Here is a 13,297-nt window from a genome sequence, read left to right as displayed (position 1 = left end):
AGAACTATTGGATTTAATTTTAAATGGTTTTTTTTTATAGATGATATTTATTCTTATACTAAAGCTAATTTTTTTTCCAATAGTAATGATATTTTAAATAAGCATTTTAATAGCGACACAACAGCTTATGGTTATTATATTAGTAGAAATTTTAAAAATTCAAGATTGAAATTGGATATAAAACCAAATACTTTAAGACAAATAAATGGTGATAAGGAACAAAATATTTTAAGTTTTGATTTTAATTTTCATATTGAAAATGAAGAAATAAAAATTTTCAAGGAATCAATATCTGATTATAAATCATATAAATCGAAAGCATTGGAAATAATTTCTGACTATGGAGAAAGAAAATAAATTTTTAATAAAAGAAAGTACTTTTAACGGTAGTAATTTATCATTTGACAGTGACGATTATATATCACCTTCAGATAGCTTTGTTTTTGCAATTCAATCTAAAGATGAAATAAATATTGTGCACGGTCAAGTTAATGATTACACAGAAAACATTTTTCATATATTACAAGAAAACCACGAAAAAGAAACCTTTTATATTAAGGCAATTAAAAATTTAATCAAACAAAAGGAATATCTAAATTTACTATATCAAGTGAGTAACGAATTTATCAGTGAAGAAGAATTTAATTTGGAACTAGATAAAAATGAAGAAAAATACTTAATTAATATTAATGAAAAATTAACCTCAAGAAAACTTAAATTATTATCTAATATAATAGATAATTTAGAAGAACCGTTATCAGAAGATGAAGTATCAGAAATGTTTTCTGTTAGAACTAATAGAATTGAGAAATTACTATATAATCTAGACAAGTATGACGAAAGCAGTTCACGATAATTCATCTATTGAATGCTTAGCAGCAGAAATAATTTCAAGGAAAATAGTACCGTCATCTTTTGTAAATATTGAACCTATTGGTAGATGTTTTTCTTATAAATGTTATAGAAATAGTGAAGCTACTATTATAAAGGAACTTCAACCTAAAGAGCCTGTTCATAATGAATTTTCACTTTTAGATATAAATACTAAACTTGAATGTGAAGACCTATTTGTTTTAGTTAATAAAAAAAAACCTTATAAATATTCAAAAATAAATCATACTGGTAGACATAAAGCTCAAACTTTTAAAACAAAAGAATATACATTTGCAAAAATCTCTAAACAAATTCATTGTATACCCAATGCTATTCCGCCTATAAAAGTAAAGTTAATAAACGAATAAAGTTAACAACTACTGCCAACACCGTATAACAACAATTGCGGCTTTATTTCCTGCGGACACTACCGCGCAAGCATAAAAGTCAGTAACTATAGCTATCTTGGTTTTTAAATAATCCGCAACTGATTGTTATACAATACCGTTGGTAACAAGCTGAAAAACTTAATAGATGAGAAAGAAAATTGGAGAAATTTTAGTACAAATAATACCCGTTATGATTGGCGTTTATTTGGGGTTCGTTTTATCAAATTGGTCGGAAACGAATAAAAGGAAATCTCAAACAGAACTCTTAAGAAAAAATATTATAACCGAAATAAAATCAAACAAATCAAAAATTTCCGAGGTATTAGATTATCACATAATGATTAGAGATAGTTCACGAATTATTCAAAATTCAGATAACATTGAAATGAAAACATTGCCTCCGTTTTTTAAGGGGACTCGGACCGTTATTTTGGGTAATGGTGCTTTTGACACAGGAATTCAAACTGGGCTTATCAACAATTTAAAATTTGAAGAAATTCAGGATATTAACGAGATCTACACTATGCAATCAGCATATAAAGATTTTAATCAACTCATACTGTCAAATTTGATGATGAAAATTGACTTTAAAGAAAACGATAATGGTGATAGAAAATTTTACGGATTTTTAGCTGTAACAATGACAGACATTGTATTGCAAGAAAAAAGACTAATAGAGAATTACAAAAAATTATTGGAAGAGATTGATACGGAATAAAGCCAGTTGCCAACAAAGATCTGAGTTAAAAACCAAGTCTTTTTAGTTTAATTTCGATACATATTCTTCCTGATAGGCTAACCCACTTTTTAATGGCAAATGCTTGTTTTAATAGTTTGTTAGCTACTGCTATTAATACCAGTTTCTTACTTTTCCCTTTAGCTACGATACGCTCATAAATTTCTCGACAAGCTTTATTATGTTTGCTGGCTGAAAATGCACATAAGAATAAGAGATTTCTTAGTTTCTTATTACCAACCTTTGAATTCCTGCTTCGTCCCCTTACACTACTCCCCGATTGCCTTATTGTTGGAGTAATGCCCACATAACTACACACTTGCCCTGCTGTTTCAAATTTTTGAAAACCATCAGTAATGATAATGAGAAGCAGCGCTGTTTTTAGTACCTAAACCAGGGATTCCTTTTAACAGTGTTAGCTGATGCTGTTGATCTTGTTTTACCAATTCCAACAATCTATTTTCTAACGCCTCTATTTCTTTGTCTAAATGCTTTAAATTACGTTTGAGAGATTCATGCACAAACTTAGAGGGTGTCCCTAAGGCTTTCTCTCTATGAAGCTTATTTTTAGTTACTGTACGTTTTTTTAAATAACTATCTAAAAGCCTGAAAAGCTGTAAGAATTCGGCTTGTACCTCTGTAAGTGCGTTGTAAAGGGGCACTTGGTTTACCATACTATATTCACAAATTGCCTTGGCATCGCTCTTATCGGTCTTTACTTTAGCCACCTTGATTTTTAATCTTTTTCTCGACAGACCGTTTTTATTTATACTGAACAACTTCTTTCTTCCTACTTACAAGTCCGGGGTCTATATTCTAAGCTCTATGTTCTAACTCCCCACTCTATACTCTCTACTCTATGCTCTATGCTCTATGCTCTATGCTCTATGCTCTATTCTCTATGCTCTATGTTCTATACTCTATACTCAAAAACCCCCACCCCCTCTATAACCTATTGGTAAATTACCAGAACGCATCGGTTTTATACAGCTAATTTGGGTTCGGTACGTCCGTAAATAGTGATTCCTTCGGGTATAATAACGCTCATCTCGCAAAACGCTTGATAAATATTTCACCGTTAAATCATCATCTTATGCAACCACTTTCTCCAACTTTAATCAAAAAACTAACACAGCTTACCGCATTGAGTGCTATTTATAGCGTTCCGTCTTCCGCTGCTTCTGTAAAACCATTTTTCCTGCTCCTGAGCCGGGAACTGATCACCGAGCAAGCTTTAAGTGAATTAAAAGAATGCTTTCCACAACAGCCACAATATCGCTGGCGTATGTACGAAGAAGCCTATGCTATGAACCAATTTAAAAAAGGGAATGTATTCTTTATTCAAGCCTTACGGGAAGAGTATTTAACATACCGTGATCCCAAAACAATTCTCCCAATCTTAAATGTTGAAGAAGCCTTTGAAAAGGCACCCGATTTTTTTTATAAGGAACATCAGAAAGCATTGGATTTTCAAGGAGGAGCTCATTTTTACATGGAGAAGGAAAACTATCCACAGGCCGCGTTTATGTTGCATCAAGCGATAGAACTTTCTTTTAGAACGGTGGAATTAATAAGCATGGGAAAAGAAAAAATTTGCCACAAGATTGTGCATCATCAACAATACATTCAACCCTTTGTCCCTGAACTAGGAGAACTTTTTAAGGAAGAAAACGTTCTTGAAAAACAGTTGGTAAACCGCTTAGATACCGCTTACCGAGATGTTCGTTATGAGGTAGATTATAGTATATCCTTGTCGTCTATAAAACGTTTACAACACAAACTAGACAACCTATTTGAAACAGGAGAGGGAGAGTTTTTGAAAAGGTATGAGCAATGTAAAAACGCTATGGAACAGCCTTCCCCTCCTGCTCAATCCAACAAAGAAGAGATCGAAAAAAGCTTACGCCAACTCATCCGCTCTCACTATAAACCGCTTAATAAGCATACGCGTAGTTTCTACCATCATAAAGCGATTCCGGTAGAAGATCCGTTAGAGAGTTTTCAAAGTGTCACGCATCTTTTAAAAGTTTGCGTACTCGCCCTTGAACACACCGGAACCTCTTTTTCGAAGACCATCCCGCAACCCTATGTAAATATTCAACAAACCCTTGAATTTACGCTCCAATTACTCCCCTATGAAGAGATGGAGTTTTTAGAACAATTAATCGAAACTTACGGAGGCCTGTCCGGTTTATTAACCGAGCAAAAGATAAATAAAGATGAGGAAGGCTAAGCATACAAGATTTAAAGTTATCAAACGGGTATTAATCTTAAGTAGGTAAGTCCACAATCTATGAATTAAAAAATCATATTATGAGTATAAGCAATCTCCCTGAAGTACTATTAAAACAGTTATTGAAAGTTATAACATCAGTATTGTCCGTACATTCCATTTACAGTATTGGAGTCCGATCGCACCAATTAAAAAGGTTCTATTCATTCAATGGGTTAGAAAAAAATGTAGTTGAGGAACACTGGGAAGTGACACTACTTATTGTGAGTAAATCGTATGTAAAAGACCCCAAGGCATTTATGGAAAAAATTTTTACTAAAATGAACAAAAAAGTTCGTTTGTATAGTTTACATTATACCTATAATGAGATTACCACACGATTAAATGAAGGAGATAACTTTTTAAGTCGGCTCTTATTACCTGAAAATAGAATACTTCAAGAGCATCCGTTAGTTATAACCGGCTACATTAAACACCCGGTGATGTATAAAAGAATAAGAAACGGCTGGGAATTTAAAATTTCTAAAGCAGCATATTTTATAAGCAAATTGAAGGTGAGTGATGATATTTCTTGCGAACCGGCGAAATTACTTTTAGTTCATCAAGCTATTTCCCAAGTCTGTGCAGCATTACTTTGGGTTTATTGGGAATACAAACCATCGCATGTTGACCTTAATTATTTGGTCCGTTTATGTCAGAATTTCAGTAAAAGTACAGCAATCGTACTTCCAAAAGAATCTTTCCGATCAAAGAGAATTTATAATGCTATATGTCACGCTCCCTATAACCTGAATTATAAAGTGGAAAATGATAGTAGTATTGAAGATGGTGATTATGGAGTAAAACTCGCTTTTCTATTTTTAAAAGAAGCCCAACAAGAAGGAGAAAAGAGATTGGCTCAATTAGAAGAGTTACATCAATTAAAAACACAGTAAGTTATTTACTTCCGTTACCACCATAATAATACTGCTTAAGAACAAGCTTTACAAAAGTCTGAAATAACAAGGTTATGTCCCTTGGCTACATACCTTCTAGGCTGAAAATAAACTAAAAGCTTACGCCAATTGATCCACCATCAGTATAAACCGCTTAATAAGCATACCCTTAGTTTCTATCATCATAAAGCGATTCCGGTAGAAGATCCGTTAGAGAGTTTTCAAAGTGTTACGCATCTTTTAAAAGTTTGCTTACTCGCTCTTGAACACACCGGAACGTCTTTTTCGAAGACCATCCCACAACCCTATGTAAATATTCAACAAACCCTTGAATTTACGCTGCAACTACTCCCTTATGAAGAAATGGAGTTTTTAGAACAATTAATCGAAACTTACGGAGGCCTTTCCGCTTTATTAACCGAGCAAGAGACAAATAAAGATCCGGAAAGCTAGAAATTCAACAGTTATCAAAATATAGACTAAAAAACAGATTTTGTAATCCACATACTACTTTAATTACCCTGTAAAATGAAAAGGCCAAATCCCCTACTAGAATTAGTGAACTCTTGCTGCGAAATAAAATAACTTGTCCAATACATTCGAATATAGTTTAGATCCTAATCTAAAAAATAGCATCTATAAACCAACTTATAGCAGGCGAATTAAAGCTATGGCTTTATAGACGTTGTGGTAAAGTTAATGTGAAGTTAAACCTAACATATAGTGACTCCACTAGGCAAACACGATATCGTGGTGAACTGTAGCTACACCATAAGCGCAGTGTGGACTCGAAGTGGATTAGATAGGAAGTATCTAGGAAGCATCTCTCATTAAACCATTCTTACGGCTCTACGTTTAGGCTTCTAAAATTTAGAATAGCTTATATTAATTATCTATTGATAAAAAAATCACTTCTATAAACGAGCGTAATTGGAACAATTGGCAACAAGTTAAATAAAGGAATAACTCAATAAGATAGAATACATTTTATATCCTTCAAGCCCCTAAAAAATTAATAGAATTGTTATAAGGAGAATTTTAAACTTCTTCTTATTTCTCATATTTTCAACAATCACTTCCCGATACAAAAGTTTTCTATCCCCTAAAACACTGGAGGTTTGAGAATATGAGGCATAAACTAAGTTCAAATAATTTTAATCGTCATTTACATATATTATCTATATTTTTTTTAAAAAAATCTCAAAGTACTCTTTTATAAATTCCAATTTATTTCAATTGCAGGGCGTCTAGATTAATACTAATGCCTTTTTCAGATAATGATCTTTAGTATAATTTCTGGTACGCTCTTTAGTTTCATAAGCTAATTTTAAGCTATTTCGTGGCAGAAAGAATTAACCAGGTTATTTCTTCAACGCCCAATCTTCGCCTGATTACCTTTAATTCCATTCGAAATCAAAACGATATTGGCCTGGCTTTATCATTTTATTTTTTTAGAATTTGTTCTTATTCCAAATACATGTCGATATTTATTGTTTCATATTTAGGACTCCTTTTTAACCACATATCGAAAAATGCGGTATGTGTTGCCCCCATAAGTATAAAGACACGGTCATTTTCATCTAATTCGATTTGATTAAGATTCGAATACATTACCAAATTCCGGTGATAAAATTTCGCGGCTTCATCTGCTCCTTCTGCATTACCTTCAGTTGATATATGGGTCAGCATATCAGCATTTAAATTGAGCAGCATATCTTTATATATGGGATTATTATTAATTTGTAATTTTTGCAACAAAGACATTTTCTCTTCAGGATATTGCTTCTGTAAGGAATCTAATACTGAAAAATATTTCTGGTAGGTTTCAAACCCGTAGTTGTTATTTATTTTCTCTCCAATTCTGTAGTTATACCCCTCTTTAAAGTCTATCCCGTAAATACGATTGGCACCTGCAAGTCGACCTACTTCGAATGCTAATAATTCCACTTCTGAAGGATTTTTAAAATTCAATCCAGGATTTTGTTGGTACTCTTTATAACTATTCTCTAAAACCTCATTATTATCGGGCAAGGTTTCTACAATAATTACAGTAGGTTTAAATTCAGCAATAGATTGAGCAATTTGATGAACCTCCTCAATATTTCTTTGATCGTGCTCATCGAATTCGGTAGTAGTAGCATCTGGAGTATATCCCATATGAAAAGTCCCCATATTTAATACCTTAACCGTGTTTTCAAATTTTATCGGATCTTTCAATTCTTGGGCTTGCAATTGGATACTCAAAAGCACGGTAATAATCAATGTAATTCTCATTTCTTTAATAGTTAAGTTTTCTCAAAAATCATATTTATATAGTAGGCTGAATATTTTTTTCTACGAACCCGCGCTACTTTTCGACAAACCTATCCCTACTCTTATGTAGAATGTCTTAGTTTTACACTAATGAAATTACTTCCCTATATCGGTGCAATGACCAAAAGAAAAGAGTTCCTTTTTCACGGCCTCTTTTGGTTACTATTTGCTTACTTCGAAATCATTCAATTTGATCTTGGAAACTCCTATCTTTTTACCATCAAAAAATTAGAGATCTTCGAGATCTCAGTTAGTATCGTTTTTCTAGCCACCTTCTATTTTAATTATATACTCATACTTCCCAAGATATTTGAAAAGCTCAACTGGAAAAGAATACTTTTCGGTATTGCCTCTGGATTTATAATATTTATCTTCTTGAGATACACCCTGGAAGAAGTCTTAATTGAACAATTTATCGGCCACGGCAATTATTTTGAAGGAACTTCTATTAGCTACTATATTTATGATAATCTTTATTATGGAAGTTTCCCGCTCATTATCAGTTCCATTCTTTGGATTCTGATTTTTAATGTTCGACTATTGGAATACAATAAACATATTATTGAAGAAAAAAGTGCAACAGAAGTAAAGTTCCTTAAAGCTCAGCTCAACCCCCACTTTATGTTTAACACCCTTAATAATATTTACTCTCTTGTTTATTTTAAATCTGATAAAGCGCTTCCGGCAATTGAAAAACTGGGTGAACTGATGCGTTACACCACTTACGAAACAAACAAAGAGCGGATTGATTTACATCAAGAGATTAATTATATAAAATCTTATATTGAACTTGACCAATTAAGGCACGAAAATAAAAACACTTTGATTTTTGAAATTACTATAGACAACCCCAAAGTTCAAATACCTCCTTTTTTACTAAGCCCTCTGGTGGAGAATGCATTAAAACACGGAAAGTATAATAAGGAAAACCCAATTCTTTTAGATCTAAAACAAACCAACAATAAGCTTTTGTTTAAAATAACTAATAAAATTGGTAACCAGAAAAAAGATAAATTAGGAGGAATAGGCCTGGATAACCTTAGAAAAAGCTTAGCAATTAATTATCCCGATGCTCATTCTTTTGTGATAAACCAGAATCAAGAAAATTTTAGTGCCCAATTAGAAATTAAGCTCGATGAAAAGACAAATTAATACGATAATTCTTGATGACGAACCTTTTGCAGTCCGTTTACTAAAGGATTATGCTGAAAAAGTTTCCAGCCTTAACATTATTTATGCAGGAAGTGATACTTATAAAGTTCTCGAGCTTCTTAAGGAGTATACGAATAGCTTAGTTTTTATAGATCTTCAGATGCCTGAACTTAGCGGTATAGAAATTATGGAAATGCGTAATCATTCTGATCATAATTTTATTATCACCTCCGCTTACCAAGAATATGCCTTAGATGCTTTTAAGTATAAAGTTATCGATTTCCTTGTAAAACCTATTTCTTTTCAGCGGTTTTATGAAAGTGTCGAGAAATATTTAGCCTGGCAAAAATCTTTTGAAACTGCTTCTAACTACACTGCTAAAAGCAGAGATTTCTACATCAAAGCGGAGAGAAAGATCTACCGAATAATTCCTGAAGAAATCCTATATATTGAAGGTCTAAAGGATTATATCAGAATCCACACCAGAACCGATAAAATAATAGCGCACGAGAATATGAAAGATATTATCAAGAGGCTACCAAAAAATAAATTTCTAAGAATTCATAGATCGTATATTATTCCCTCTGGAAAAATAAAAATGCTTGAAGGCAATAGTATTTATCTACATGGAGATATTCGCTTACCAATAGGAGAAACATACCGAAAGGCTATTAAAGCAAAATTCAATTAGCTTTATCGCTTTTTTTAGCTCAAATAATTGAAAAACTTTTGAAAATATTTAGTTTAATTACCTTATCTTCTTCAGCATCCATAAATCTTAGCTTAGGAAATAATTAATCGAGCTTTTTGAATTCAGAAATGTATCATTTTTTTGATCAATCAATTGAGCTAGGAGAAGAAAAAAAAGATAATACTTAAAAAAGCGGTGATGATAAATTAAATTTTTAACTTCTTTTGTTTTCCTTTCTTACCAAGAATCACTTCCCGATACAAAAGTTAGCAAAAATATTTCCCAGTAAATCGTCGGTGGTGATTTCTCCGGTAATTTCGCCAAAATAATAAAGCGCTTGCCGAATATCGATGGCTAATAAATCTCCTGTTAATCCCATATTTAACCCTTCTTGTACTTTATTAATTTCCTCTTGAGCTTTTAACAAAGAATCGTAATGTCGAGAATTCGTCACAATCGTATCGTTACTTCTGAGCGCTCCGGTATTTACAAATTCCAATAAATTTTCTTGCAACACCTCTACTCCTACTTTTTCCTTAGCTGAAAGTAATTTTAATTCGGGGATTTCTTGTTGAAAGGTTTCTTTTTCCGCTTCTGTTAAGACATCGGTTTTGTTAGCCACAATTAATAATGGTTTTCCCGGAAAACGGTTTTTTATTTTTTCAACTTCAGTTTTAACTTGCTGTAAGTTTAATTTTTCAGTTTTTACTTTATTCGCGTCAAATAAATAAAGTACAACTTGCGCTTGTTCTATTTTCTGAAAAGTTTTTTGAATTCCCAACCCTTCAATTTCATCGGTTGTTTCACGAATTCCGGCGGTATCAATAAATCGGAAACCAATCCCGCCAAGCGAAATTTCATCTTCAATCGTATCGCGTGTTGTTCCGGCAATATCGCTTACAATTGCGCGATCTTCATTTAAAAGTGCATTGAGTAAAGTTGATTTTCCAACGTTTGGTTCGCCAACAATGGCGACAGGAATTCCATTTTTTAGCACATTTCCTACCGCAAAAGAATCGATAAGTTTGTTGAGTACTTTTTGAATTCGAGTAATAAGTTGCTGAAATTCATCTCGATTGGCAAACTCTACGTCTTCTTCAGAAAAATCAAGTTCCAATTCAATTAAGGAAGCAAAATTTAGTAATTCTTCTCTCAATTTTTGAATTTCTGAAGCAAAACCACCGCGCATTTGTTGCATCGCTAATTGGTGCGAAGCCGCATTATCACTCGAAATTAAATCGGCTACCGCTTCCGCTTGACTTAAATCCATTTTTCCGTTTAGAAAAGCGCGTAACGTAAACTCGCCAGGTTTAGCAGATCGACAACCTTGTTTCAGTAATAAATTAATGATTTCTTGTTGAATAAACGGACTTCCGTGGCAAGAAATTTCCACCGTGTTTTCGCCGGTATACGAACGTTTTCCTTTAAAAACCGACACCAAACTTTCATCGATTATACGATGGTTATCTATAATATTCCCTAATTGTAAGGTGTGCGATTTTTGCTCTAATAAACTTACCTTATTTTTAGCGTTAAAAATCGGCGCGGTAAACTTTAGCGCATTAGGACCGGAAACTCGAATAACAGCAATGGCTCCGCTTCCCGAAGCTGTAGCTAATGCGACAATGGTATCTTCTAAAATCATATCGCAAAGGTAAGAAACTTGAAATGTATTTCTGAATTAAAAAGCGTGTAACAATTTTAGCAATTCTTCGTCATATTCATGAATCGAAAAGATAAAATCATGGAAGTAATTACAGAAAAAAAAGAAGATCGCCAATTATTAATGCTCATGCATTTAAGTCAATTATTAGATCTAGTAACTGGTTTTGGCGGTTTTGTTGTTCCATTAATTATTTGGTTAACACAGCGCGATCGTATTCATAATTTGGATGCGCAAGGCAAACAAATAATCAACTTTCAAATAAGTTTATTTATTTATTGCATTATCTGTATTCCTTTAATTTTATTTTTCGGTTTGGGAATTATCGGCTTCATAGTAATTGGATTATTCAGCGTGATTTTTCCTATAATCAATGCGGTAAAAGCGAGTAATGGCGAAACGACCAATTACCCGTTAACAATTCAATTTTTAAGTTAATAACCTTCTTTTAAAAGTTCAGGAAATTTATTTTTGAATTTTTGAAAACGCGGATTAGAAACATTCTGAATATAACTGTTCTCAGGATGTTTATTTTTGTAATCTTGATGGTAGCCTTCAGCTTTCCAAAATTTCTGAAACGGCATTACTTCCGCAGCTACCTCATCATTATATTTTTCACTTAAAGCTGTTATTTTTTCTTCAATAATTTTTTTCTGAACTTCATTCTGAAAAAAGATAATAGATCGGTATTGCGAACCTATATCTGGACCTTGACCATTTTGCTGTGTTACATTTTGCGAGCCGAAATATACATCTACCAAGGTTTGAAAAGAAACAATTTCAGGATCATAAATCACTTCAACCGCTTCTGCATGCCCGGTTTTACCGGTATTATTCTCTTCATAAGTCGGATTTTTGGTATGACCACCGGCATAACCTGAAATTACTTCTTTTACGCCTTTTACACTTTCATAAATAGCTTCTACGCACCAAAAACATCCGCTGGCAAAATAAGCTTTTTTGAGTCCATCTTGTGTTTCTGAAACTTCTACCGGAGTTGCGTTTGCTAATTTTTGTTGAGCTTCAGATTTTTCTTTTGGTTTATTTCCGCAGGCAACTACAATTATTGTCAACAAGAAAACACTAATTATTTTTTTCATCGCGTTATAATTTCTGAAACTCTCCTTCTAAATTTTTCTTTCCTAAAATGGCATAATCTACCGCGACTTCATCATCGAGCGTAAAACCAATCCAATCTAAGGTGAAATGATTATTATCGGTAAAGTTTATTTTCGCTAAAGGTTTTCCTTTATCAAACTTTTCCCACGGAATTTTTTTAAGCACCTTTGTTTCTCCGGCTCCTTTTACATAATACATCGTAATTTCTTGGTTGTTTTCTTTTCTGAAATTTACTTGAATTTTTAAGCCCGATTCTTCATCGATACAAATGGATTGTGGAGCGTTAAAATCGATCGTTAAACAATCGCAGTTACAACCTTCGCCTTTTTTATCTTCCCGAATACGTTGATACATTCCGCTAGAAGCAATTATTTTTTCTTCATTCTCCTCTTCTACTTCAATTCCTTTTTTATCCTCAACATTATTTTCTGAAATATCACGTTCACTTTCAGTATATTCCATTGAATTGGAATCGTTCGATTTATCTTCTTTACAACCTGAAAAGGATAATAAACTTATAGCTAATACTAGTAAAATCTTCATTAGTTAATTTTTTTATTATTCTAAAATACAAGATAAAATAAGAGAATCGGTTTAAAGAAGTGTTAATAAAAAAGAGGCTGTCTAAAAAGTATATTTTCCGTCAACCTGAACTTGATTCAGGTTCTCATACTAACCTTATTTCAGCAAGATGAGCTTCTGAAATGAATTCAGAATGACGTTTTTTTGATCTTTTTAGACAGCCTCTTAAACTATAATCCGGAAATTATTGATTCATATATTTTTGCATTATAGGCTGAATTTTCGACGCCCAGGTTTGGGAGTATTCCATAGTCTCTTCTGTAATTGCAGGAGTTTTTTCTAGGATGCGTTTTCCGGCTGGAGTATTATAAAAATCTACTAATGCTTGAACATCTTTTTCCCCTAGTTCATCCATATAAAAGGAAGCCACATGTTCATTAAAGCTTTTTAACTCAACTCTCAATTCTTGTTCAAATGCAGCTTTGTTACGATCAGGTATTCTCTCTTTAAACATATCTAAAGCTTTCATTATTCCTCCTTGAGATTGCGCATCAATATATTCAATCAATTCTTTTTCTAAAGTTGATTTTTCGGCTTTTTCTTGCGCAAAACTTGCAAAGCTAATACTTGCTATTGCCAAGGTGAAAATTAGTTTTTTCATCGTTGCTTTT

Annotated in this window: 15 protein-coding genes and 1 pseudogene; 10 read left to right on the top strand and 6 right to left on the bottom strand. The window is 32.8% G+C overall.

Annotated elements, in window-relative coordinates; translation table 11 throughout:
• The 4 genes from ACFFGL_RS06775 to ACFFGL_RS06760 form a co-directional block, all read left to right on the top strand.
• The coding region (locus tag ACFFGL_RS06775) for a hypothetical protein (RefSeq protein ID WP_378928178.1) at positions 1–357 on the top strand (357 nt) is incomplete at its 5' end.
• On the top strand, positions 341–856 hold the full coding sequence (locus ACFFGL_RS06770; RefSeq protein ID WP_309730565.1) for a hypothetical protein: 516 nt from the start codon (positions 341–343) through the stop codon (positions 854–856). The genes ACFFGL_RS06775 and ACFFGL_RS06770, both read left to right, overlap by 17 nt.
• Entirely contained in the window at positions 834–1,241 is a 408-nt protein-coding gene (locus ACFFGL_RS06765) for a hypothetical protein (protein ID WP_309730568.1), read from the top strand. The genes ACFFGL_RS06770 and ACFFGL_RS06765 overlap by 23 nt, the downstream gene beginning before the upstream one ends.
• 166 nt (positions 1,242–1,407) lie before the next feature.
• Positions 1,408–1,980, top strand: a complete 573-nt coding sequence (locus tag ACFFGL_RS06760; RefSeq protein WP_309730571.1) for a hypothetical protein — start codon at positions 1,408–1,410, stop codon at positions 1,978–1,980.
• Between the two features lie 42 nt (positions 1,981–2,022).
• Here the strand turns inward: ACFFGL_RS06760 and ACFFGL_RS14830 are convergent.
• Positions 2,023–2,759, bottom strand: a pseudogene (locus tag ACFFGL_RS14830) (IS110 family transposase); the annotation flags it as partial.
• Positions 2,760–3,091: 332 nt separating this feature from the next.
• Between ACFFGL_RS14830 and ACFFGL_RS06745 the strand changes: the two are divergent.
• The 3 genes from ACFFGL_RS06745 to ACFFGL_RS06735 all read left to right on the top strand — a co-directional run bounded on the left by ACFFGL_RS06745 (position 3,092) and on the right by ACFFGL_RS06735 (position 5,619).
• Positions 3,092–4,231 carry a HEPN domain-containing protein gene (locus ACFFGL_RS06745; RefSeq protein WP_309730574.1) on the top strand — a complete coding sequence of 380 codons (1,140 nt, stop codon included), beginning with the start codon at positions 3,092–3,094 and terminating at the stop codon, positions 4,229–4,231.
• 80 nt (positions 4,232–4,311) lie between these two features.
• Positions 4,312–5,166 (top strand): hypothetical protein, encoded by an 855-nt coding sequence (locus ACFFGL_RS06740; protein ID WP_309730576.1) that lies wholly within the window; start codon positions 4,312–4,314, stop codon positions 5,164–5,166.
• A gap of 129 nt (positions 5,167–5,295) precedes the next feature.
• Positions 5,296–5,619, top strand: coding sequence for a hypothetical protein (locus tag ACFFGL_RS06735; protein ID WP_309730578.1), 324 nt, complete (start codon positions 5,296–5,298; stop codon positions 5,617–5,619).
• Between the two features lie 1,011 nt (positions 5,620–6,630).
• Here the strand turns inward: ACFFGL_RS06735 and ACFFGL_RS06730 are convergent.
• Positions 6,631–7,440, bottom strand: a complete 810-nt coding sequence (locus tag ACFFGL_RS06730) for a DUF5694 domain-containing protein (protein WP_309730580.1) — start codon at positions 7,438–7,440, stop codon at positions 6,631–6,633.
• 129 nt (positions 7,441–7,569) lie between these two features.
• Here ACFFGL_RS06730 and ACFFGL_RS06725 point away from each other — a divergent pair, with 129 nt between their 5' ends.
• Both ACFFGL_RS06725 and ACFFGL_RS06720 read left to right on the top strand, forming a co-directional pair.
• Positions 7,570–8,631: a sensor histidine kinase gene (locus tag ACFFGL_RS06725; RefSeq protein ID WP_309730582.1), complete on the top strand. Its 1,062-nt coding sequence runs from the start codon at positions 7,570–7,572 to the stop codon at positions 8,629–8,631.
• A complete protein-coding gene (locus ACFFGL_RS06720) occupies positions 8,615–9,322 on the top strand; it encodes a LytR/AlgR family response regulator transcription factor (RefSeq protein WP_309730583.1) in 708 nt (235 codons plus the stop codon). The genes ACFFGL_RS06725 and ACFFGL_RS06720 overlap by 17 nt, the downstream gene beginning before the upstream one ends.
• A 247-nt stretch (positions 9,323–9,569) precedes the next feature.
• On the opposite strand, the gene mnmE is transcribed toward ACFFGL_RS06720, so the two are convergent.
• Positions 9,570–10,967 (bottom strand): tRNA uridine-5-carboxymethylaminomethyl(34) synthesis GTPase MnmE, encoded by a 1,398-nt coding sequence (gene mnmE / locus ACFFGL_RS06715; protein WP_309730585.1) that lies wholly within the window; start codon positions 10,965–10,967, stop codon positions 9,570–9,572.
• 99 nt (positions 10,968–11,066) lie between these two features.
• On the opposite strand from mnmE, the gene ACFFGL_RS06710 reads away from it, so the two are divergent.
• A complete protein-coding gene (locus ACFFGL_RS06710) occupies positions 11,067–11,423 on the top strand; it encodes a DUF4870 domain-containing protein (RefSeq protein ID WP_309730587.1) in 357 nt (118 codons plus the stop codon).
• On the opposite strand, the gene msrA is transcribed toward ACFFGL_RS06710, so the two are convergent.
• The 3 genes from msrA to ACFFGL_RS06695 all read right to left on the bottom strand — a co-directional run bounded on the left by msrA (position 11,420) and on the right by ACFFGL_RS06695 (position 13,287).
• Entirely contained in the window at positions 11,420–12,085 is a 666-nt protein-coding gene (gene msrA / locus ACFFGL_RS06705) for a peptide-methionine (S)-S-oxide reductase MsrA (protein ID WP_309730589.1), read from the bottom strand. The two genes, ACFFGL_RS06710 and msrA, sit on opposite strands and share 4 nt — an antisense overlap.
• Positions 12,086–12,089: 4 nt before the next feature.
• The gene (locus ACFFGL_RS06700) at positions 12,090–12,647 is read right to left on the bottom strand and encodes a hypothetical protein (protein WP_309730591.1); all 558 of its coding nucleotides are present in this window, start codon (positions 12,645–12,647) and stop codon (positions 12,090–12,092) included.
• 223 nt (positions 12,648–12,870) lie between these two features.
• Positions 12,871–13,287 (bottom strand): DUF2059 domain-containing protein, encoded by a 417-nt coding sequence (locus tag ACFFGL_RS06695; RefSeq protein WP_309730593.1) that lies wholly within the window; start codon positions 13,285–13,287, stop codon positions 12,871–12,873.
• Positions 13,288–13,297 lie beyond the last annotated feature (10 nt).

Source organism: Mesonia maritima (genome assembly GCF_042433895.1).
In the GTDB taxonomy this organism is placed as follows: Bacteria; Bacteroidota; Bacteroidia; order Flavobacteriales; family Flavobacteriaceae; genus Mesonia; species Mesonia maritima.
The sequence above is the reverse complement of the archived record's forward strand: the minus strand, read 5'-3'. Positions and strand labels throughout refer to the sequence as shown.